Raw genomic sequence first — 21676 nt, 5'->3', positions numbered from 1 at the left:
GTTCTGACGGTTCAACGCCGACGCAGACAGTACAAGTCGTACGGCAAGGAGGGGTTGGGCCGTCAGAATCATTTTTCAACGGTCTCAGGCGCCCAGTTTCTTCTTCAGCAAATCATTCACTTGCGCGGGGTTGGCCTTGCCGCGCGTGGCCTTCATGGCCTGGCCGACCAGCGCGTTGAACGCCTTCTCCTTGCCGGCGCGGAATTCTTCGACCGACTTGGCATTAGCCGCCAGCACGTCGTCGATGATCTTCTCCAGCTCGCCCGAATCCGACATCTGCTTCAGGCCCTTCTCGGCGATGATCGCGTCGGCATCGCCGCCGTGCTCGCCGGCCCACATGGCGGGGAAGACGTCTTTCTTGGCGGTGTTGTTGCTGATCGTGCCGTCGGCAATGCGGGCAAGCAGCTTGGCGAGCTGCGCGGGCTTGACCGGTGCGGCGTCGATGTCCAGGTCGGCACGGTTCAGGTTCGAGGCGACCTCGCCCATGATCCAGTTGGCGGCAGCCTTGGCGTTCGCGGCACCGGCATCGGCCACAACCGCTTCAAAGTACGCAGCCGTCGCCTTGGTGGCGGTGAGGATGCTGGCGTCGTACTTCGGCAGGCCGTAGGCAGACTCGAAGCGTGCAGCCATGGCAGCCGGCAGTTCGGGCAGCGTGGCGCGCACGCGCTCGACCCAGTCATCGCCGATCACCAGCGGCAGCAGGTCGGGATCAGGGAAGTAGCGGTAATCCTGCGCGTCTTCCTTGCTGCGCATCGAGCGCGTTTCCTTGCGGTCCGGATCGTACAGGCGGGTTTCCTGCACCACGGTGCCGCCGTCTTCGATCAGCTCGATCTGGCGGCGCACTTCGTAGTTGATCGCCTCTTCCAGGAAGCGGAACGAGTTGAGGTTCTTGATTTCGCAACGCGTGCCGAACGGCGCATCCGGGCCCCGGCGCACCGACACGTTCGCGTCACAGCGGAAGCTGCCTTCCTGCATGTTGCCGTCGCAGATGCCCAGCCACATCACCAGCGCATGCAGCGCCTTGGCATAGGCCACGGCCTCGGCGGCGCTGCGCATGTCGGGCTCGGTCACGATTTCCAGCAGCGGCGTGCCGGCGCGGTTCAGGTCGATGCCGGTCATGCCGGCAAAGTCTTCGTGCAGCGATTTGCCCGCATCTTCTTCCAGGTGCGCGCGCGTGAGCTGCACGGTCTTCTCATAGCCGGGCTGGCCGTTCTTGCCTTCCACCTGGATGGTCAGCGTGCCGCCCTGCACCACCGGAATTTCGTACTGGCTGATCTGGTAGCCCTTGGGCAGATCGGGGTAGAAGTAATTCTTGCGCGCGAAGATGCTCTTGGGCGCGATCTTGGCGCCAATGGCCAGACCGAACACGATGGCGCGCTCAACGGCGCCCTTGTTCAGCACCGGCAGCACACCCGGCAGCGCCAGGTCAACCGGCGCCGCTTGCGTGTTGGGCGCCGCGCCGAAGGCGGTGGAGGCGCCAGAGAAAATCTTCGAGACCGTCGAGAGCTGCGTGTGCGTCTCGAGGCCGATCACCACTTCCCATTGCATGTTGCGTGTGTCCTGTCGATTGTTGTGGTGTGAATGTCTAGGTACTCAGGTATTCAGGTGTTCTTGCGTTGCTGCGATCAGGGGTGCGGCGCATCGAGCCACGCCGCGAGCTTCGCAAACGCCGCTTCGCGCGCCGCCGGATCGCCACCGACGGTGACCGTTCCATAGCGACGTCCTTTCGGGATGCCGTTGCGCTCCTTGACCGGCGCCGTGCCGTCAAAGCCGTGATACGCACCGCCAAACATGTCCAGCTCGAAATGCGCCTGCGGCTGCCGCGCCAGAACGGCCGTCTGCAACGCCTGGCAGTGATCAACCGGGGTCCAGTCGTCGTTGCCGCCGGCCAGCAGCAGCAAAGGCGCGTTCAGCCGATAGTCGGGCCGTTTCTGGGCCGACGCACAGCCCGGGTAGAACGCCACCGCGCGATTGATCGCGGGCGTATCGGCGGGCCAGGCGCGGCTGGCGTCCACGGCCTCCAGCACGGCCTGCGCGCCGTTGGACCAACCCAGCAGAACGATGCGGCGCGCATCCACGCCCGGCTGTCCGGCTACCCAGCGGATCGTCGCCAGCACGTCGGCGCGGCGCACCGCGCCATTGATATCGCGCGTGGCAGTACGTTCGGTGCAGATGCCATGCGGCTTACCGCGCGGGCCGAAACTATCCGGAAACACCACCGCATAGCCTCGCGCGCCCAGCCACTGCGCATACCCGCGATACCGCGAGCCCAGCGCCTTGGCATCGGCCCCGGCCTGCGTATAGAGGCCGCTGCAGCCGTGCAGCGCGATCGCCACCGGCGCGCCGGCCGCAGGTGTCTTGACGGGCGATGCGACCCAGTAGGCGGTCAGCGTTTGCGGCGCATCCTCGGCATCCTTCATGGACGCACGCGGAATCTCCATCGTCTGCACGCCCAGCTCCGCCGACGAGGGCGCACGCGCAGCCGGCATGTCGGGCAAGGCGCCTTCGGCGTCCGGCGTCGGCTGCGCGGCAGCGTGCAGCGCCAAGGCGCTTGCCAGCACCGCCAACACACGAAGCGATGTACGCATCACCGGGCATTCCGGGCGCATTGGCCCGTTTGCGGGTCGAACATCACCGGCCAGGCTTCTTCATAGATGCCGGGCGTGCAATGCGCTTCGCAGTTGGCGTGTGCCAGCGTGACGCGGCGCGGGTCCTGCCAGACCATCAGCGTGCATTTGCCGTAGCGCTCGCGCAGCTCAATGCTGGGGCGGCGCTTGGTCTGCTGGAACGTCGACAGGTCGAACTGACACGAACCGCGCCGGCCGACCCACAACTGCCATTGCATTGCGCTGACGTTGTTGTCGGCCACGGTAAGCGTCGCCTGCTCGCGGAAGCCGTCTTCCTCGGTCTGGTTGCAGTAGCCGTTGATGTCGATGCGGCGGTCGGAGATCGGCGGCGGTTTCGACGGGCGGCTGATGCCCGGAATCGACGGCAGCGGAATCGGCACGCACGCCGCCAGCAGGCCGGCGGCAAGCGCCAGCCCGAGTGCAGTGCGGATGCGGTGGTTCATGCGCGCCTCCTACGTGGAACGGGTACGTCGGAACGGGCCTCAGGCCGCCGGCTGGCGGCTGTGCCAGTCGGTCGCCTGCTGGAACGCATGCGCAATCTGCAGCATGCGTGCCTCTTCAAAATAGTTGCCGATGATCTGCAAGCCAACCGGCAAACCGTTGGCGCCGAAACCAGCCGGCACGCTCATGCCGGGCAGGCCAGCCAGGCTGGTCGACAGGGTGAAGATGTCTTCAAGGTACATCTGCACCGGATCATCGCTCTTCTCGCCGATCTTCCAGGCAACTGTCGGGGCGACGGGGCCCATGATCACGTCGCACTGCGCGAATGCGTTCTGGAAATCCTGCGCGATGATGCGGCGGATCTTCTGCGCCTGCAGGTAATAGGCGTCGTAATACCCGTGGGACAACACATAGGCGCCCACCAGGATGCGGCGCTTGACCTCCCAGCCAAACCCTTCGGCGCGGGACTTGCGATACATGTCCGCGAGATCGCGATATTCCGCCGCGCGGTGGCCGTAACGCACACCGTCAAAGCGCGACAGGTTGGACGACGCCTCGGCCGGGGCGATCACGTAATACGTTGGGATCGACAGTTCGGTCTTCGGCAGGCTGATGTCGACCAGCGTGGCGCCGAGCTTTTCCAGCTCTGCCAGCGCAGCGCGCACCGTGGTGCGCACGTCGTCGGCCAGGCCTTCGCCAAAATACTCCTTGGGCAGACCGATGCGCAGGCCGGCCAGCGGGCGCGCAGCATCGGCGCCTTGCAGCGGCTGGCCGAGCAGGCGGCCGAAATCTTCCACGTCGCCGCCGCGGCCGGGTTCCAGACTGGTGGAATCGCGCGGGTCGAAGCCGGCCATGGCAGACAGCAGCAGCGCGCAATCTTCAGCCGTGCGCGCCATCGGGCCGCCCTGATCCAGCGACGAGGCGAAGGCGATCATGCCGTAGCGCGACACGCGGCCGTACGTCGGCTTGATCCCCGTAATGCCCGAGAACGATGCCGGCTGGCGAATCGAGCCACCCGTGTCCGTTCCCGTTGCAGCGGGCGCCAGATCGGCCGCCACCGCGGCCGCCGAGCCGCCCGACGAGCCGCCCGGCACGTGCTCGACGTTCCAGGGGTTCTTGACCGCGCCGAAGGCCGAGTTCTCATTGGACGAACCCATTGCAAACTCGTCCATGTTGGTCTTGCCCAGCGTCACCATGCCGGCCGCGCCCAGGCGCTCGACGACGGTGGCGTCAAACGGGCTGGTGTAATTGCCGAGCATCTTGGAGCCCGCCGTAGCGCGCCAGCCGCGGGTGACGAACACGTCCTTGTGCGCGATCGGCACGCCGGTCAGCGGCGCCGCGTTACCGGCTGCAATGCGCGCGTCGGCGGCCCGGGCCTGGGCAAGCGTTGCCTCGGCGTCGACGTGGGTAAAGGCGTTGAGGTGCGCCCCGGCCTCGATGCGCGACAGGTAATGGCGCGCCAGTTCTTCCGCCGAAACCTCCTTGGCGGCGAGTTGGGCGGACAGGGCTTTGATCGTGGATGCGGTCATCGAATACGTTCGGATGGGCTGCCGGCAAGCGCCGGCGACGTCGAATGGAGTGGGCTCAAGGCGGGCGCGGGAGCGCCGTTTATGCGGATTACTCGATCACCTTGGGCACGAGGTACAGGCCGGCTTCGGTGGCCGGCGCGCATTGCTGGTAGTCCGCGCGGCGGTCAGCCTCGGTGACGGCATCGTCGCGCAAGCGCTGTGCTTGCGCCTGAACCTGCTCGATCGGGTGGGCCATCGGCTCAATGCCGGTGGTGTCCACGGCCTGCATCTGCTCGACCAGCGAGAAAAACTGGTTGAGCTGGGTGAGGGTCTGCGCCGCCTCGCCTTCGGAGACTTCGATACGGGCAAGGTGGGCGATGCGTTTGACGTCGGAGAGTTCGAGTGCCATCGGAATGGGTCAGTGAGTGCAGCGGCGGGCGGGCAGCGTACGGCAAGCGACGGCTACTGCGCGCGAGGGGCGCCCAGGTTGGGCCCCGACAGCGCCGATTTGCCGCAATTTTGGCGCCAAACGCCCGCCGAATACCCGCAGAATGCCCGAATTATAAGGTATGATTGCCGACTAAATTTCTAAGTCAGCAGGCGACTTCGTGCAGTCACGGACCCTCTGATTAAGTACTCCGGGAACCTCCCGGCAGTCGCACCGTCAGCATCTGGCGACACTTAATCAAAGGTTCCTTGGGGGCCCCCTCTCCGGGCGGCCCAGCCTCGGCAGGATGGCCAGTGCCACGGCACCCCACCGTCGATCACCACGGAGCCCGCGACATTCCCGGGAGCGCAGTAGCAGGATCGGACCGCATGGCATGCCCTTGCGACGTCCGCGCGTTGGTGCAGCCGTTGCGCCGCAATCCTGCTGCTGGGCCGCCCATGACTCGAAAAACAGGATTCATTCGATGTTCGGCTTTTTGCGCAGCTATTTCTCCAACGATCTCGCGATCGACCTCGGCACCGCCAACACCCTGATCTACGTCCGCGACAAGGGCATCGTCCTTGACGAGCCGTCGGTGGTGGCCATTCGCCAGGAAGGTGGCCCGAACGCCAAGAAGACCATCCAGGCTGTCGGTAAGGAAGCCAAGCAGATGCTGGGCAAGGTGCCGGGCAATATCGAGGCGATCCGCCCGATGAAAGACGGCGTGATCGCCGACTTCACCGTCACCGAGCAGATGCTCAAGCAGTTCATCAAGATGGTGCACGACACCAAGCTGCTGCGCCCGAGCCCGCGCATCATCATCTGCGTGCCGTGCGGTTCGACCCAGGTCGAGCGCCGCGCCATCCGTGAATCGGCGCTCGGCGCCGGGGCGTCGCAGGTGTACCTGATTGAAGAGCCGATGGCCGCTGCCATTGGCGCCGGCCTGCCGGTGTCGGAGCCGTCGGGTTCGATGGTGGTGGACATTGGCGGCGGCACCACCGAGGTGGGCATCATCTCGCTGGGCGGCATGGTCTACAAAGGCAGCGTGCGCGTGGGCGGCGACAAGTTCGACGAGGCCATCGTCAACTACATCCGCCGCAACTACGGCATGCTGATCGGCGAACAGACCGCCGAAGCCATCAAGAAGGAAATCGGCTCGGCCTTCCCGGGTTCGGAAGTGCGCGAAATGGAAGTGAAGGGCCGCAACCTGTCGGAAGGCATTCCGCGCGCCTTCACGGTGTCGTCCAACGAAATCCTGGAAGCGCTGACCGACCCGCTGAACCAGATTGTCTCCTCGGTGAAGATCGCCCTGGAACAAACCCCGCCGGAACTGGGCGCTGACATTGCCGAGCGCGGCATGATGCTCACCGGCGGCGGCGCGCTGCTACGCGACCTCGACCGCCTGCTGGCCGAAGAAACCGGCCTGCCCGTGCTGGTGGCCGAAGACCCGCTGACCTGCGTGGTGCGTGGCTCCGGCATGGCGCTCGAACGCATGGACAAGCTCGGCAGCATCTTCTCGTACGAATAACGGGACCATGCACCACGCCGATCCGCGTTCCGCTGTTGCGACCGATTTCGTGACCACCATTGTGGTCACGCCAGCCGCCTTCGCGGACCGCTGAGATGCGTCTCGCGCCGGTGCGCCGTGCTCCGCCCGCCAAGGGCTTGGGCACCGCACCAGCGCCACACCCAATCTGTTGCCGGCAGACCGTTGACCTTGACGTTGACCGTCACGCGTCTGCCGTGCCCATTTGAAGCGTCCGGGTCATGGATTACTCCCCGCCGCCCCTCTTCAAGCAGGGCCCGTCCGCCACCGCGCGGCTGGTCGCTCTGCTCGCGCTCGCGCTTGCGTTGCTGGTGATCGATGCCCGCATGTCCGTGCTGGGCGTGGTCAGGCAAGTCGTGTCGGTCATCTTGTACCCCGTCGAACGCTTGGTGCTGATTCCTCGCGATACGGCACGTGCCGCACTCGAATACACGCAATCGTCCACCAAGCTCGCTGTTGATAACCGCAACCTGCGCGAATCGGCCGTTGCCCAGGCGCAGCAGTCGCTGCGCGCCTCGCAGCTCGAAGCCGAAAACCGCAATCTGCGCACGCTGCTCAATCTGAAGCAGCACGCGGCGGTGCCCACGGTGGCGGCGGAAGTCCTCTACGAGGCGCGTGACCCTTATACACAGCGCATCGTGATTGATCGCGGCTCCAAGGACGGCGTGCGCGCAGGCTACCCGGTCATTGATGACCGCGGCGTGGTCGGCCAGGTGACGCGCGTATCGCTGTTTGAATCGCAAGTCACGCTGCTGACCGACAAGGACCAGGCGATTCCCGTGGAGGTCGTGCGCAACGGCCTGCGCAGCGTGGCCTTTGGCGGTGCCCGGCCGGGCGCGCTGGACCTGCGCTTCATGGCAGCCTCGGCCGATCTGCAACAGGGCGACCTGCTGGTCACGTCGGGGTTGGACGGCGTCTATCCGGCGGGCCTGCCGGTGGCGCGCATATCGCAAATCGAGCGCAAGGCCGACACCGCGTTCTCGCGTGTCGTCTGCGAGCCGGTGGCCGGCATCCGCAGCAACCGGCACCTGCTGATCGTGAAGTACGAATCGGGCTTCCCGCCACCGACGGATCTGTCGCCCGCGCCGGTGCCCAAGGGCAAGAACGCTGCCCGCGACGCACGCGAGGAGAAGGACCGCGCTGCACGCGCCGCCGCCGAGGCCAATGTGCCGGGCCCCACGCCCGCAGCTGAAGACAACGCCCCGCCGCCGCGCCCGACCGACGCCGACGGCAATCCGCTGGACACCGATTCAGCGCAAAAACGCTGAAGCGAGGCCATCGATCATGAACTCGCCCCAATACCTGCTGCGCCCGGTCAACCCCGGCTTCATCGCTTTCAGCTTCGTGCTGGCGTTCCTGTTCAACCTGATGCCGTGGGGCCACATGCAGTGGATTCCCGATCTGGTGGCACTCGTGCTGGTGTTCTGGAACATCCACCAGCCGCGCCGCGTGGGCATGGTGGTGGCCTTCCTGCTGGGTCTGTTGATGGACGTGCACGAGGCGCGCCTGCTTGGCGAACACGCGATGGCCTACACGATGCTGTCGTACTTCGCGATCACGATTCACCGGCGCGTGCTGTGGTTCTCGGTGCTGTCGCAGGCGCTGCATGTGCTGCCGCTGCTGGTGCTGGCTCACGCCGTACCGATCGTCATCCGCCTGCTGATGGGCGCGCACCTGCCGGACTGGCAGGTCATCCTGCCGCCGCTGATCGAAGCCGCCTTGTGGCCGTTCGCAAACGCGTTCCTGCTGGCGCCGCAGCGTCGCCCGGAGAGCGTCGATGAAACTCGGCCCATCTAAGGTGGCCGATCTGATGCACCCCGCCGTTAGCGTTCACCTGGCATGACCGAAATCCGCAACGTCGAACAGGAGCTGTCGCGCTTCCGCCTGCGGCTGGCGGCGGCCGCCCTTTTCGTGCTCGTCTGCTTCGGGCTGCTGCTGGCGCGCTTCTTCTGGCTGCAGGAGGTCAAGCACGAGCAGTATTCCGCCAAGGCGGAAGACAACCGCATCTCGGTGGCACCGATCGAGCCCAATCGCGGCATCATCATGGACCGCAACGGCGTGGTCCTGGCGCGCAACTATTCGGCGTACACGCTGGAGATCACGCCGTCCAAGCTGCAGGACACGCTGGACAACACCATCGACCAGCTCGCCCAGTTGGTCGATATCCAGCCGCGCGACCGCCGCCGCTTCAAGCGCCTGATGGAAGATGCGCGCAGCTTCGAAAGCCTGCCGATCCGCAGTCAGCTGACCGATCAGGAAGTGGCACGCTTCTCGGCGCAGCGCTTCCGCTTTCCGGGCGTGGACGTGCATGCGCGATTGTTCCGCCAATACCCGCTGGGCGAATCGGCGTCGCACGTGATCGGCTACATCGGCCGGATTTCCGAGCGCGACCTGGACCGCATCGACAACATGAGCGATGCCAACAGCCAGCCCGGCGTGGCGTACGACCCGCGCAAGGATTCCAACAACTACAGCGGCACGGAATACATCGGCAAGGTCGGCATTGAACAGAGCTACGAGACTGAGCTGCACGGCCTGACCGGCTACGAAGAGGTGGAAGTGAGCGCGGGCGGGCGGCCAATCCGTACGCTGTCGACCTCGCAAGCTACGCCGGGCAACAACCTGATCCTGTCGCTCGATATCAACCTGCAGCGGCTGGCCGAGCAGCTCTTCGGCAACCGCCGCGGCGCGTTGGTGGCGATCGAGCCAGAGACGGGCGACATCCTCGCGTTCGTCTCCAAGCCGACGTTCGATCCGAACCTGTTTATTGAAGGCATCGACAGCGCGACCTGGAACGAGCTGAACAGCTCGCCGGACAAGCCACTGCTGAACCGCCCGCTGCGCGGCACCTATCCGCCCGGCTCGACTTACAAACCGTTTATGGCGCTGGGCGCGCTCGAGCTTGGCAAGCGCACGCCGCAGTGGGGCATGGCCGATCCGGGTTCGTTCACGCTGGGTAATCACACGTTCCGCGACGACGTGCCGGGCGGCCACGGCTGGGTCGACATGTACCGCTCCATCGTGATGTCGTGCGACACGTATTACTACCGGCTCGCCAACGACATGGGCGTCAACGCCATCCACGATTTCATGAAGCCGTTCGGCTTCGGGCAGGTCACGGGCATCGACATCGAAGGCGAGCGCACGGGCATCCTGCCGTCCACCGACTGGAAGCGCAAAGCCTACAAGCGCCCCGAACAGCAGAAGTGGTACGACGGCGAAACCATCTCGCTGGGCATCGGCCAGGGCTACAACAACTTCACCATCCTGCAGCTCGCGCATGCCATATCGACGCTGGCCAACAACGGTGTGGTGATGAAGCCCCACCTGGTGAAGGCGGTCGAAGATTCGCTGTCCAAGTCGCGCGCGCTGACAGTGCCGACGGAGAGCTACCGGATCCCGCTCAAGCAGGCGAACATCGACGTGATCAAGCGCGCCATGGTGGGCGTGAACCAGGCCGGTACGGCAGCCAAGGCGTTCATCGGTGCGCAATACGTGTCGGCGGGCAAAACGGGGACGGCGCAGGTGTACTCGCTGGGCAAGAACGAAAAGTACAACCACCACGCGATTCCCGAAAACAAGCGCGATCACGCGCTGTTCGAAGCGTTCGCACCGGCGGACCATCCGAAGATCGCGCTGGCAGTCATCGTCGAGAACGCCGGCTTCGGCGCCACGTCGGCCGCGCCAATTGCGCGTGCGGTCATGGACTATTACCTGACGGGCAAATGGCCCGCCGAGCTGGCCGCCACCGCGCCGAAGCCCCAGCAGCAACCGCCAGTGGATACGCCAAGTGTGTTCTCGACCGGCAAGACGGCCACCATCGCCAGCGCGACGGCTGCGCCCCAGGTTGCTGCAGAAGCAGCGTCAGGTGTGGCTGCCGCTTCGGACGTGGCAGCCCCCGCCGCCAGTGCTGTGGCCGCCGCTTCGGCGGTGGCATCAGGCGCCACCCGCAGCGCGCCGCCGCTGTCGCCGGACCTGGTGGCGCCGGCCCTGCGCGAAGCCGGCACCAGCGCCGAAGCTGTCGCCCCGGCTACGCTCGACGCCCAGGTGCTGCAAGCGCTGTCGCATGCGCAACCGGCACCCGAACTGCCACCGCGCGGACGTGGCAACGCTGCCGCACCGGCGGCGGCCCCGTCGACCACACCAAAGGGGGCAAAGGACGCCAAGCCCGGTAACAAGCCGGCGCCAAAGCCCGTGCAGAAACCGGCCTCCAAACCGGCCGCGCCCTGATATTTGCGCTTGAGGATCTCGCCATGAACAAACTGGACAAGCGCCGCATATTCAACATCATCAAGTCGCTCTTCACCGGCTTCGATGGCCCGCTGGCGCTGATCGTCTTCCTGCTGCTCGGCACGGGATTGGTCGCGCTGTATTCGGCCGCCATCGACATGCCGGGCCGGGTGGAAGATCAGGTCCGCAACATCCTGCTGTCGTTCGTGCTGATGTGGATCATCGCCAACCTGCCGCAGCAAACGCTGATGCGCTTTGCGGTGCCGCTCTACACCGTCGGCGTGGCGCTGTTGATTGGCGTGGCGGCGTTCGGACTGATCCGCAAGGGCGCGCGGCGGTGGCTCAATATCGGCGTGGTGGTACAGCCTTCCGAGATCATGAAGATCGCCATGCCGCTCATGCTGGCGTGGTACTTCCAGAAGCGCGAGGGCGTGATCCACTGGTATGACTATCTGGCGGCAACCTTGCTGCTGCTGATTCCTGTGGGATTGATCGCCAAGCAGCCGGACCTGGGCACCGCGCTTCTGGTGCTGGCGGCAGGCATCTACGTGATCTACTTTGCCGGGCTGTCGTGGCGGCTGATCGTGCCGGTGCTGGTGATTGCAGTCACGGCGATCACGCTGGTGGTGTCGTTCGAGTCGCGCATCTGCGCCCCGGGCGTGAACTGGCCGATCCTGCACGACTACCAGCAACACCGCGTGTGTACGCTGCTCGACCCGACCACCGACCCGCTCGGCAAGGGCTTCCACACCATCCAGTCGATCATCGCCATCGGCTCGGGCGGCGTGACAGGCAAGGGATGGCTGAAGGGTACGCAAACCCACCTGGAGTTCATCCCCGAGAAGCACACCGACTTCATCTTCGCGGTGTATTCGGAGGAGTTCGGGCTGGTGGGCAACGGCGTGCTGCTGTTCCTGTATCTGCTGCTGATCTTGCGTGGGCTCTTTATTGCCGCCAACGCGGGTACGCTGTTCGGGCGCCTGCTGGCCGGGTCGATCACGCTGATCTTCTTCACCTACGCCTTCGTCAACATGGGCATGGTGAGCGGCATCCTGCCTGTCGTGGGTGTGCCGCTGCCGCTCATCAGTTACGGGGGGACGGCGCTTGTCACGCTGGGCATGGGCATCGGCATCCTGATGAGCATCGCCCGGCAGAAACGCTTCGTGCAGACCTGACAAAACGGCCGCCAGAATTTGGTGGCCGTTTTGCTTTCAGGCGGCGATGGCTTCTTCGCGCAGCAACCTTCGCAGCACCTTGCCCGTTGCGGTAGCGGGCAGCGCATCATGGAACTTCACGCGCCGCGGCACCTTGTACGGCGCCATGTTGTCGCGCGACCAGGCAATCAGCTCGGCTTCCGAGAGCGTCACGCCGTTCATCGGCACCACGTGCGCGCACACGACTTCGCCTTTCTCAGGATCGGGGATGGGGGTCACGGCCACTTGGCGGATGCCCGGGTGGCGCGACAGCAGCGCCTCGACCTCTTCAGGAAACACGCTGTAGCCCGACACCTTGATCATCTCCTTGATGCGGCCCTGCCATTGCAGGTAGCCGTCGGGCGAGACCTGGCCGATATCCCCAGTGCGCAGAAAGCCGTTGTGCAGGACGGCGCGCGTGGCCTCGTCGCGCTGCCAGTAGCCGCGGAACACGCCGGGGCTGCGGATGGTGATTTCGCCGGCCTGGCCGGGCGGCAGTTCGGCGCCGGTATGCGGGTCGACGATGCGTACCTCAGTCTGCGGGACGATCTTGCCGTGCCAACCCCAGCGCGGGGCATCGGCAGGCGTGATGGCGTCGCAGGTGTGGGTTTCCGACAGGCCATAGGCGGCTTCGTAGATGCGGCACTGGGGGCCGGCAAAGGCACGCCACTGCTCGGCAATCGCTTCGGTCAGCGTGACGCCGAAACTGGTGCACGGGTTGGCCACCAAGGATTCCATGCGGTATTGCGCCGCGTCGGGATGCGCCATGACCGCCAGGTTCATTGGCGTCATGCTGTACCAGCGTGTCACGCGATAGCGGTCGATGGCCTGCAGCACGGCCAGGGGATCGAACCGATAAAGCAGGATGGTCGTCGCGCCGGAATACAGCATCACGTTCATGCCCATCAGCATGCCCGCGATATGCGACAGCGGCGCCACCGCCAGCATCACGTCCGAAGCGTGGATCCCGCTGACCTGCACCGTAACGGCGGTCTTGTACAACGCGTTGCGGTGCGTAAGCATGGCGCCCTTCGGGCGGCCGGTGGTGCCAGATGTGTAGACCATCAGCGCAACGTCGTCCAGGCTCACCTGGATGGCAGCCACGGCGTCGCGCTCGGCCACATCCACGGGCTCGGCCATCAGCTGCATCAGATCAAGTTGCGCGGCGCCCGGCTTGTTCTTGAGCGGCGGTGCAGACGAGGCATCGGCGGCAATCAGTTCGGGCGGCACGGCCAGCGCCTTGCGGCACGCGGGCTGCGAAGGCTGCAGATCGGCATAGCGCGTGGTAATGACGGTCGTGACAGACGTACCCGGCCGCGCGGCCTCGACAATCGGCATCAGGTCGGCCGCCGCCACCAGGATCTTGGCGCCGCAATCGGCCAGTTGGTCGCGCAGTTCGTGCTGACGCGACAGCGGCCCGCACGGTACGACGATGCCGCCCAGCTTGGCCGTGGCCAGATGGGCCACGATGGCTTGCGGACAGTTGTGCAGAAACAGCGCAACGCGATCGCCGCGTGTCACGCCCAGTCGCTGCAACTGCACCGCCAGCCGCGTCGATGCCTGATCCAGCTCGCGCCAGCAGATCGTGCGGCCGTACCACAACAAGGCGATGCGCTCGGGCGTCTGCTGCGCATGGAGGGCGCAATACCGGTGCAGCGGCATCTCGCCCGCCAGATAGTTGACCGGTTCACGGTTCTGGATGGTCATGTGGTGTCTCCTCGGCCGCCGGCATCGCGGGGCGACACATCGGCCGTGATGGCTGCCCTCGTTGCGGGGCGCTCATGCGGGTCAGGGTTCGCGGCATCCATTGTTCGAGTATGGCGAAGCCATCTGGCCACCGCCGCACCGATTTGCGCAAAACCGCGTTCCACCCATGATTTGGGTCAAACATGACCTCGCGCAAGACGAATCCCCAAAAAAATCTACCGCTCGGTATAGAGTCTCGGCGCAAATCCGCTGTTGCGTCAATCGGTGAGAAGTCGGATACGCAGCTCTGGCAATAAAACAGCGCAAACACAACTGGGGCGGGATTCTCACCTGAGCGTGTACTCACATTCAAGGATCGCCCCTAGGCAGTGAATTGCTTGTGCCACTATTAAACATTTGCTGTCACGACAGATTTGTTCTATTTTTGACAACAAATTATGTGAGAGGCTGGAATGGATCGTTTGCAGTCGATGCGGGTGTTTTCCAAGGTGGTGGAGCTTGGCAGCTTTGCCCGGGCGGCCCAGCATCTGTCGATGAGCAATGCCGTCGTCACGCGTTACGTGGCCGACCTTGAGGCGCATCTCGGCACGCGCCTGCTCAACCGCACCACGCGCAGCCTGTCGCTGACCGACGTGGGCGAGACCTACCTGCAGCGCTGTGCGCAGATCCTGCTCGACATTGACGAGGCGGAATCGCTGGCCACCTCGCGCAGCCAGGCGCTGGTCGGTGGCCTGCGCATCGTCGCCCCCGTCATGTTCGGACTGCACGTGCTGCCGATGCTGCTCGCACGCTTTCAGCAGCTCTATCCCGAAGTGACGTTTGACGTGGCGTTGTCCGACCGCCCGATCGACATCGTCGAGGATGGCCGTGACGTCGGCATCATGGTCTCGGAACTTGGCCTCGGTTCGCACCTGGTCGCACGCCGCATGATTTCCGCCGAGATGGTCATGGCGGCCACCCCGGCCTACCTCCGCCAGCATTCCACGCCGCAGCGCGCCGAAGACATTGCCGAGCACCGCGTCATTGCGATGTGGCACCCGCAACTGCGTCACGAGTGGGAGATGAGCACTGCCGACGGTCAGTCGATTTCGGTGCCGGTGCAGCCCTCGCTCGTCACGAGCAATGCCGAACTGATGCACCGCGCCGTGCTCGCCGACATGGGCATCGCGATTCTGTCGTCGTACATGGCCCGGCCGGACCTGGAGTCCGGACGTCTGGTGCGCGTGCTGCCGCAATACAAGCTGCCGCACCGGTCGCTGTCGCTGGTGTACCCGAGCCGCAAGTTCCTGCCGACAAAGGTGCGCACGTTCATCGACTACATGCTGGCCCAGGCGATGGAGGTCAAGCACAGCGAGGCGCGCGCCGGCCGGGGCCTGAGCGAAGCCGCATAAGCCAAACCGCATCGCCATCGCTAAAGCAAAACGGGAGGACAGTGTCCTCCCGTTTGCGTTGGTGCCTGCGAAACCGCGATCAGGTTTCGCTGGTGCTTTCCTCGTCAGCCTCGGTTTCAGTGGCTTTCTTGCGCGCCGGGGCCTTCTTGGCGGCCGTCTTGCTTGCGGTCTTGGCCGGCGCCTTCTTGGCGGCAGGCGTTTTAGCCGCAGCGGTCGTCTTCTTCGCCGCGGTCTTGGCGCCGGGCTTGCCCTTGCCTTCGCCGCGCGGCTCGAATTCGAAGCCGATCTTGCCGTCCGGCTGCTTGACCAGGAACGCCTTGAAGTTACGGCCCGTGCGCGCCGACTTGAAGCCGGTCAGCAGATCGGTCTTGCCCTCGGTCAGCAGCTTGGCCAACTGCTCGCGGCTGATCTCCTGCTGCAGGATGATCTTGCCGGTGGTGAAGTCGCAGGTCTTGGGCTGCGCCACAGCGTTTTCGCAGACGTACTTCAGGCCGTGCTCGTAGACGTTGCCGTTGCACTTCGGGCAGTGGCCGACGCTTTCCTGGCCGGAGAAATCGACCGGCTCGCCATCGTCTTCGTCGTTCTGGCCGAAGTCGAACTCCATCTTCCAATGACCGTCTTCTTGCGCCAGCTTGAGGATGGCCGCAAACGGACGGCCCATCTTGCTGCGGAAGCCCTGCAGCGGGCCGATGGTCTTGTTGGTCAGCAGCTCTTCCACCTCGTCCAGCTCGAACTGGCGGCCACCCGGAATCTTGCTGATCGAGAAGTCGCAGTGGCTGCAAGCGAAGCGGCGGTAGTTTTCCTTGACCACGTGGCCGCATTGCGGGCACGGCGTAGAAAGCGTTGCGTAGTCGCCGGGGATGGTGTCGCTGTCGTATTCCTTGGCGCGTTTGACGATCTGCTGCGTCATCTGCGCGATCTCGCGCATGAATTCGTCGCGCTCCAACTGGCCACGCTCGATGAGGGAAAGCTTGTGCTCCCAGCCGCCGGTCAACTCCGCCTGCGTCAGTTCCTCCACGCCCAGGCCACGCAGTAGCGTCATCAGCTGGAATGCCTTGGCCGTCGGGATCAGTTCGCGGCCTTCGCGCACGAGGTACTTTTCCGTCAGCAGCCCTTCGATGATGGCCGCGCGGGTGGCTGGCGTGCCCAGGCCCTTGCCTGCCATGGCTTCGCGCAACGCATCGTCGTCGACGAGCTTGCCGGCGCCTTCCATGGCGGAGAGCAGCGTCGCTTCGTTATAGCGTGCGGGCGGCTTGGTTGTGAGGCCGACCGGCTCGATCTTGTCCGTCTTGACCTTCTCGTCCTTGGCGACCGGCACGAGGTTGGCATCTTCGCCCTGCGCCTCGCGGCCGTACACGACCAGCCAGCCCGGGTTCACCAGCACCTTGCCTTCGGTCTTGAAGTGATGCCCAGCCACCTCGGTCACGCGAGTGGTGACCTGGTATTCGGCCGCCGGGAAGAACACCGCCAGGAAGCGGCGCACCACCAGGTCGTACAGCTTCTGCTCAGGCTCCGACAGGTTCTTCGGCGCCTGCAGGGTCGGGATGATGGCGAAGTGATCGCTGATCTTGCTGTTGTCGAAGATCCGCTTGTTCGGCTTGACCCACTGGTTGGCCAGGATCTTCTTCGCGTGCGTCAGATAGTTGGGTGAGCTTTCGCCCAGCATGTCCAGCGTCTGCTTGACCGTGCCTAAGTAGTCTTCGGGCAGCGCGCGCGAATCGGTACGCGGATAGGTCAGCACCTTGTGCTTTTCATACAGCGCCTGCGCCAGGCCCAGCGTGTTCTTGGCCGAGAAACCGAAGCGGCCGTTGGCCTCGCGCTGCAGGCTCGTCAGGTCGAACAGCGCCGGCGACATCTGCGTCGACGGCTTCGATTCTTCCGTCACGGTGCCCGGCTTGTCGCGGCACGCAGCCACGATGCTCTTTGCCTCGGCCTCGCTCCACAGGCGCGAGTCGCGTCGTTCGGGGTCGAACTCGTCCTTCTTGAACTTGGGGTCGAACCAACGGCCTTCGTACAGGCCGGCGGCGGCGATGAATTCAGCGCGCACTTCCCAGTAATCGCGCGGGACGAAGCGTTTGATCTTCTCTTCGCGCTCCACCACGATCGACAGCGTGGGCGTTTGCACGCGGCCCACCGTGGTCAGGAAGAAACCGCCGCCCTTGCTGTTGAACGCGGTCATGGCGCGCGTGCCGTTGATACCGACCAGCCAGTCGGCCTCGGAACGGCAGCGGGCGGCATCTGCGAGCGGCATCATGTCTTCGTTGCTGCGCAGCTTGCCAAAGCCATCACGGATCGACTGCGGCGTCATCGACTGCAGCCAAAGCCGCTTCACCGGCAGCTTGGTGTTTGCGTGTTGCGCGATCAGGCGGAAGATCAATTCACCTTCGCGCCCCGCGTCACAGGCGTTGATCAGGCCAGTCACGTCCTTGCGCTTGATCAGGCGTGTCAGCACCTTCAGGCGCGATTCCGACTTGGCGATCGGGCGCAGATCAAAGTGCGGCGGGATCACGGGCAGATGAGCGAAGCTCCATTTGCCGCGCTTGACTTCGTATTCATCGGGCGCAGCAATCTCGACCAGGTGGCCGACCGCCGACGAGAGGACGTAGTCGTCGCTCTCAAAGTACTCGTCGTGCTTGGTGAAGCCACCCAGCGCGCGCGCGATATCAGCGGCGACCGACGGTTTTTCGGCAATGATGAGAGCCTTGGACATGTGAGCGGATCCTGGCGATCGCAAGTAATCGGGTAAAGAAGAAGTCGCTTTTCTATAGCGACCGTTCGCGTGTTTTTTTTAGAGTCTTATGGCAACGCCTGCCGACTTCAAGTGCCGCGGGCGCTTGTCAGCGCGCCCGTTGGGAGGCCATCAATCACCGGTCGGTCCCAAATTTGGCCGCCAATCATAAGCGCGGTTCCTTTTCAGGCGCAATAGAGTGGCGCATGCATCGCTTAGTGTTGTCAAGACCAGCGATCACGCCAATTCCAGCAGCCAGCCTCGCAAGTCCGGGGCCGATGGCACAGCCGGAGCAACGCCCAGATCACGCGAAAGCAATCCCTCAACAACTCCCGCGTGAGGCAAGACTGGGCCGAAAAACAACACATCGTTCCCACGCTGCACCAGCAGGGTCGGAAAGTTTTCGACGTCGTAATCGCCAAGCGCATCGGCGTGGTCTTCCACATCGATCCAGACAAAGCAGCATTCCGGATGCCGCTCGGCGAGTTCGGTGAAGGTCTTGCGATAGCTGCGGCACGTGCCGCACCACTCGGCGCACAGGCACGCCACCAGCAGTTGCCCCAAGCGCATGCGCGCGTGCAGCGTGGTGGCGTCGATGTCAGGCGAGAGCAGTGGCATGAAAAAAGGCGCTAAGCGACCAGCGAGGTGACGAAGGGGTCGCGCTTATTGTAGGCACGCTTTCACGGAAGCCGCAGGAAGCGCCCGCCGGGCTGACGCTCAACGCGGCCATCCAGCTCCAGCGCCAGAAGCTGTGCGGATAGCGGAGCAGCAGCCTGACCGGTGCGCTCGCACAAGGTATCCAGATCGACGGGATCAAAGCCGAGCGCATCTAGCAATGCGGTTTCAGCAACACTTGGCGCCGGGCGCGCCGCAGGGACAACCGGTGCGGTCGGGGACGCCTCGGCCGCTGCCGCGCGCGTCGCACGTTTGGCCGGTGCAGAAGCACGCCCCCAGCCAAGTTCATCGAGGATGTCGGCGGCGGTTTCCACAAGCTTGGCGCCTTGCTTGATCAGCAGATGGCAACCCTTGGCCAGCGGCGAATGGATCGACCCGGGAATCGCAAACACATCGCGCCCCTGCTCGGCCGCCAGGCGCGCGGTGATGAGCGAGCCGGACTGTGCCGCGGCTTCCACCACCAGCAGCCCGCGCGCCAAACCCGAGATCAGGCGATTGCGGCGTGGGAAATTCTCGGCGCGTGCACCCATCCCCAGCGGGTATTCGGAGATGATCACGCCAGCCTCGGCAATGCGATGCGCCAGCGCCCGATTGCGTGCCGGGTAAACAATATCGAGCCCGGTACCCACGACTGCGATGGTGCTCCCCGGGCCTGCGAGCGCGCCTTCATGCGCCGCCGCATCGATGCCGAGCGCCAGGCCTGACACGATCGTCACGCTCGCCGCCGACAGCGCCTGGGAAAACGCCCGCGCGTTGTCGATGCCGGCTGCCGTGGCGCTGCGCGCGCCCACCACGCCCACCGCTGCGGCGCGCAGCAAGGAGGCGTCACCCTTGGTGTACAGCAAGGTCGGCGGGTCCGGCAGTTCGAGCAGGCGGGGCGGGTAGCCGCGATCGGCCAGCGTGAAGATGGCATTGCCGGGCTCGTTCACCCAGGCGACGGTACGCTCGATCAGCGCCGCAAGCGTGTCGTCGGGCTCGGCGAGTACCGCGCGCGCTTGCCGCTCGGGCAGCACCTTGGCGAGCGCAGCATACGGCTGGGCAAAGATGTCTTGCGGCAACCCGAAGGCCGCCAGCAGCTGCCGCGCAGCGACGGGCCCAACGCCGGGGGTTTCAGTCAGACGCAGCCACGCGGCCAGTTCGGCTGGATCGCGCGTACAGGAGAGGGAAGCTGTGGAATCGGCCGCGGCGGGCGCCGCGACCTGGGATGCATCGGTCAAATCAAGGACTGCATTAGTGCGTAGTTCAAGGTTGCGGCGACATCGGGTTGCTGACGCTGTCGCCCACTTCCACGGCGTTCGATGCGTCCGTCACCAGCGCATAGGCCACGTGCGGGAACACCCGGAACACGAAGGCCAGGCCGTAGCGCTCTGCGGGCAGTTGCACAGCCTCGTTGCCGGCCGTCGCGTCCTTCACGACGGCACCAGAACGCGCCAGCGACAGCACGTGGCCCGGCTCAAGCCCCTGCTGGCTGCCGATGTTCAGCACAACCACCTGGTCGGTGCCACCAAAGCGCACGCCGCCGGTGACCTTGGCGACCGCGCCGTGCACGTCGCCTTCCGGCGCATGCGGCACATAGCGCACCGGCACGCGCGGGGGCAGCGGCATCAGTTGCGAGCCGACGCCCATTTCTTCCTTGGACGACAGCACTTCCATCTTGGTGACCGCCTGCGGGCCGGTCGCCGCGCGCACCACGCGCAGCGTGCCAAGGAAGTCTGCTTCATAGCCGAGCACGTTGCCGGTCACCGGGTCCTTGAGCGGCCGGACCGGGCGATACGCTTGCCATTCGGCGCCGGCTTGGCCGCCTTCACCTGCGGGCAAACCGCGGGCGTAGGCGTTTTCGCCCTTGCCCAGATAAACACGGCCCTCGGGCAGCGAGAAGATGCGCGCCGGCGTGGCCAGCGTTTGTTCATCCACCACGATAGGCTGGGTCAGGAAGGGCTCGATGGCGGCGGAAGGAATGCTGGAGATGGCGTCGCCATCCTGTCCCGACACGCGGGTATGCGGCGACAGGCGCACCGTGCTGCCATCCGCCGATGCCGGCGAACTCGACAGCCAAGCACGGCCATTGGCGTGATGCAGATACAGGATCTGGCCCGGATAGATCAGATGCGGATTGCGGATCTGCTCGCGGTTCATGCCCCACAGCTCGGGCCAGCGATAGGGCCGCTTGAGGTACTTGCCCGAGATTGCCCACAGCGTGTCGCCACGGCGCACGGTGTACTGCGCGGGCGCGGTGGCGGACAGTTCGGATTCCGGGATGCCCGCTTGGGCAGCTGTCGCGGCCTGCGCCTGTTGCGCCGGCGTCACAGTGCGCTCGGCGGCGTGGGCGCCGCCCACGCAGAAAAGCGCTGCCGCGGCAACCGCCGACAGGGCGCAAACGTAAGGCTGGCGCGCTTTCGTGGCGGTTTGCATGGCGGGCTGAGAGAGCATCGGTGTGTTACGATGGCGCATTATTCTATGAAGAATCGGCGAGTGGTCCGCGTGCCTGTTCGACGCCTCACCGCCGCAGCTGTACGCAGTTCTGCGTCGCAGCAAGAGGGGTATGACATCCAACATTCGTCAGGCTTTTTCCTAAGCCATGTGGCGGATAGCGCCCCCGATTCTGCATGACATTCCAAGCGATCGCAATTGAAGGCAACCCCTCGTTAGCGTGGCCTTCTGCAACCGTTGTTGCCAAGCATCATGGCCCTACTGAATATCCTGCAATACCCTGATCCGCGGCTGCACAAAGTCGCCAAGCCGGTCGCCGTTGTCGATGACCGCATCCGCAAACTCGTGGCGGACATGGCCGAGACCATGTACGAGGCGCCCGGCGTTGGCCTGGCCGCCACGCAGGTCGACGTGCATGAGCGCGTGATCACCATCGACGTTTCGGAATCGCGTGACGAACTGCGCGTGTTCATCAACCCGGAAATCATCTGGGCAAGTGACGAGCACAAGGTCTGGGACGAAGGCTGCCTGTCGGTGCCCGATATCTATGACAAGGTCGACCGTCCGGCCCGCGTGCGCGTGCGCGCACTGAACGAAAAGGGTGAAGCCTTCGAGCTGGAGGCAGACGACCTGCTGGCGGTGTGCATTCAGCACGAGATGGATCACCTGATGGGCAAGGTCTTCGTCGAATACCTCTCGCCGCTCAAGCAGACGCGCATCCGCTCCAAGCTCAAGAAGCACCAACGCGACGCGGTACCGCAGCGTTGAACGCG

At 64.9% G+C, this 21676-nt stretch carries 17 protein-coding genes; 7 read left to right on the top strand and 10 right to left on the bottom strand.

Translation table 11 applies throughout. The features are described 5' to 3' along the window. Positions 1 to 84 precede the first annotated feature (84 nt). The 5 genes from gatB to gatC all read right to left on the bottom strand — a co-directional run bounded on the left by gatB (position 85) and on the right by gatC (position 4985). Positions 85 to 1548, bottom strand: coding sequence for an Asp-tRNA(Asn)/Glu-tRNA(Gln) amidotransferase subunit GatB (gatB, locus tag NKG59_RS05990; protein ID WP_253535886.1), 1464 nt, complete (start codon positions 1546 to 1548; stop codon positions 85 to 87). Positions 1549 to 1625: 77 nt separating this feature from the next. After that, positions 1626 to 2588 carry a dienelactone hydrolase family protein gene (locus tag NKG59_RS05985; RefSeq protein WP_253535885.1) on the bottom strand — a complete coding sequence of 321 codons (963 nt, stop codon included), beginning with the start codon at positions 2586 to 2588 and terminating at the stop codon, positions 1626 to 1628. Then, positions 2588 to 3070 (bottom strand): hypothetical protein, encoded by a 483-nt coding sequence (locus tag NKG59_RS05980; protein WP_045205144.1) that lies wholly within the window; start codon positions 3068 to 3070, stop codon positions 2588 to 2590. Before NKG59_RS05980 ends, NKG59_RS05985 begins: the two co-directional genes overlap by 1 nt. Before the next feature lie 39 nt (positions 3071 to 3109). Continuing rightward, positions 3110 to 4597 carry an Asp-tRNA(Asn)/Glu-tRNA(Gln) amidotransferase subunit GatA gene (gene gatA, locus NKG59_RS05975; protein ID WP_253535884.1) on the bottom strand — a complete coding sequence of 496 codons (1488 nt, stop codon included), beginning with the start codon at positions 4595 to 4597 and terminating at the stop codon, positions 3110 to 3112. 88 nt (positions 4598 to 4685) lie between these two features. Next, positions 4686 to 4985, bottom strand: a complete 300-nt coding sequence (gene gatC, locus NKG59_RS05970) for an Asp-tRNA(Asn)/Glu-tRNA(Gln) amidotransferase subunit GatC (protein ID WP_004628291.1) — start codon at positions 4983 to 4985, stop codon at positions 4686 to 4688. Between the two features lie 502 nt (positions 4986 to 5487). On the opposite strand from gatC, the gene NKG59_RS05965 reads away from it, so the two are divergent. The 5 genes from NKG59_RS05965 (at position 5488) to rodA (ending at position 11954) form a co-directional block, all read left to right on the top strand. Next, positions 5488 to 6531 carry a rod shape-determining protein gene (locus NKG59_RS05965; RefSeq protein ID WP_004628293.1) on the top strand — a complete coding sequence of 348 codons (1044 nt, stop codon included), beginning with the start codon at positions 5488 to 5490 and terminating at the stop codon, positions 6529 to 6531. Positions 6532 to 6770: 239 nt separating this feature from the next. Continuing rightward, entirely contained in the window at positions 6771 to 7817 is a 1047-nt protein-coding gene (gene mreC / locus NKG59_RS05960) for a rod shape-determining protein MreC (RefSeq protein WP_253535883.1), read from the top strand. A gap of 16 nt (positions 7818 to 7833) precedes the next feature. Further along, positions 7834 to 8346 (top strand): rod shape-determining protein MreD, encoded by a 513-nt coding sequence (mreD, locus tag NKG59_RS05955; RefSeq protein ID WP_015856079.1) that lies wholly within the window; start codon positions 7834 to 7836, stop codon positions 8344 to 8346. A gap of 42 nt (positions 8347 to 8388) precedes the next feature. Continuing rightward, positions 8389 to 10779, top strand: coding sequence for a penicillin-binding protein 2 (mrdA, locus tag NKG59_RS05950; protein ID WP_253535882.1), 2391 nt, complete (start codon positions 8389 to 8391; stop codon positions 10777 to 10779). 23 nt (positions 10780 to 10802) lie between these two features. Further along, positions 10803 to 11954 (top strand): rod shape-determining protein RodA, encoded by a 1152-nt coding sequence (gene rodA / locus NKG59_RS05945; protein WP_045205148.1) that lies wholly within the window; start codon positions 10803 to 10805, stop codon positions 11952 to 11954. Positions 11955 to 11990: 36 nt separating this feature from the next. Here the strand turns inward: rodA and NKG59_RS05940 are convergent, their stop codons facing one another. Further along, complete coding sequence (locus NKG59_RS05940; protein ID WP_253535881.1) at positions 11991 to 13679, bottom strand: AMP-binding protein; 1689 nt, start codon at positions 13677 to 13679, stop codon at positions 11991 to 11993. A gap of 452 nt (positions 13680 to 14131) precedes the next feature. On the opposite strand from NKG59_RS05940, the gene NKG59_RS05935 reads away from it, so the two are divergent. Beyond that, positions 14132 to 15070 carry a LysR family transcriptional regulator gene (locus NKG59_RS05935; RefSeq protein WP_024977062.1) on the top strand — a complete coding sequence of 313 codons (939 nt, stop codon included), beginning with the start codon at positions 14132 to 14134 and terminating at the stop codon, positions 15068 to 15070. Positions 15071 to 15149: 79 nt separating this feature from the next. On the opposite strand, the gene NKG59_RS05930 is transcribed toward NKG59_RS05935, so the two are convergent. From NKG59_RS05930 to NKG59_RS05915, 4 genes are all read right to left on the bottom strand, one after another. After that, entirely contained in the window at positions 15150 to 17780 is a 2631-nt protein-coding gene (locus tag NKG59_RS05930) for a DNA topoisomerase III (RefSeq protein WP_253535880.1), read from the bottom strand. A gap of 255 nt (positions 17781 to 18035) precedes the next feature. After that, positions 18036 to 18416, bottom strand: a complete 381-nt coding sequence (locus NKG59_RS05925; protein ID WP_253535879.1) for a thioredoxin family protein — start codon at positions 18414 to 18416, stop codon at positions 18036 to 18038. 62 nt (positions 18417 to 18478) lie between these two features. Beyond that, positions 18479 to 19690: a DNA-processing protein DprA gene (gene dprA, locus NKG59_RS05920; protein ID WP_253535878.1), complete on the bottom strand. Its 1212-nt coding sequence runs from the start codon at positions 19688 to 19690 to the stop codon at positions 18479 to 18481. 25 nt (positions 19691 to 19715) lie between these two features. Beyond that, positions 19716 to 20903 (bottom strand): LysM peptidoglycan-binding domain-containing protein, encoded by a 1188-nt coding sequence (locus tag NKG59_RS05915; protein WP_253536466.1) that lies wholly within the window; start codon positions 20901 to 20903, stop codon positions 19716 to 19718. Between the two features lie 252 nt (positions 20904 to 21155). On the opposite strand from NKG59_RS05915, the gene def reads away from it, so the two are divergent. After that, positions 21156 to 21671 (top strand): peptide deformylase, encoded by a 516-nt coding sequence (gene def / locus NKG59_RS05910; protein ID WP_253535877.1) that lies wholly within the window; start codon positions 21156 to 21158, stop codon positions 21669 to 21671. Positions 21672 to 21676 lie beyond the last annotated feature (5 nt).

It is taken from the genome of Ralstonia chuxiongensis, from assembly GCF_024158925.1.
Classification (GTDB): Bacteria; Pseudomonadota; Gammaproteobacteria; order Burkholderiales; family Burkholderiaceae; genus Ralstonia; species Ralstonia chuxiongensis.
Note: the sequence above shows the minus strand (reverse complement) of the source record. Positions and strands in the feature narration are given on the sequence as shown.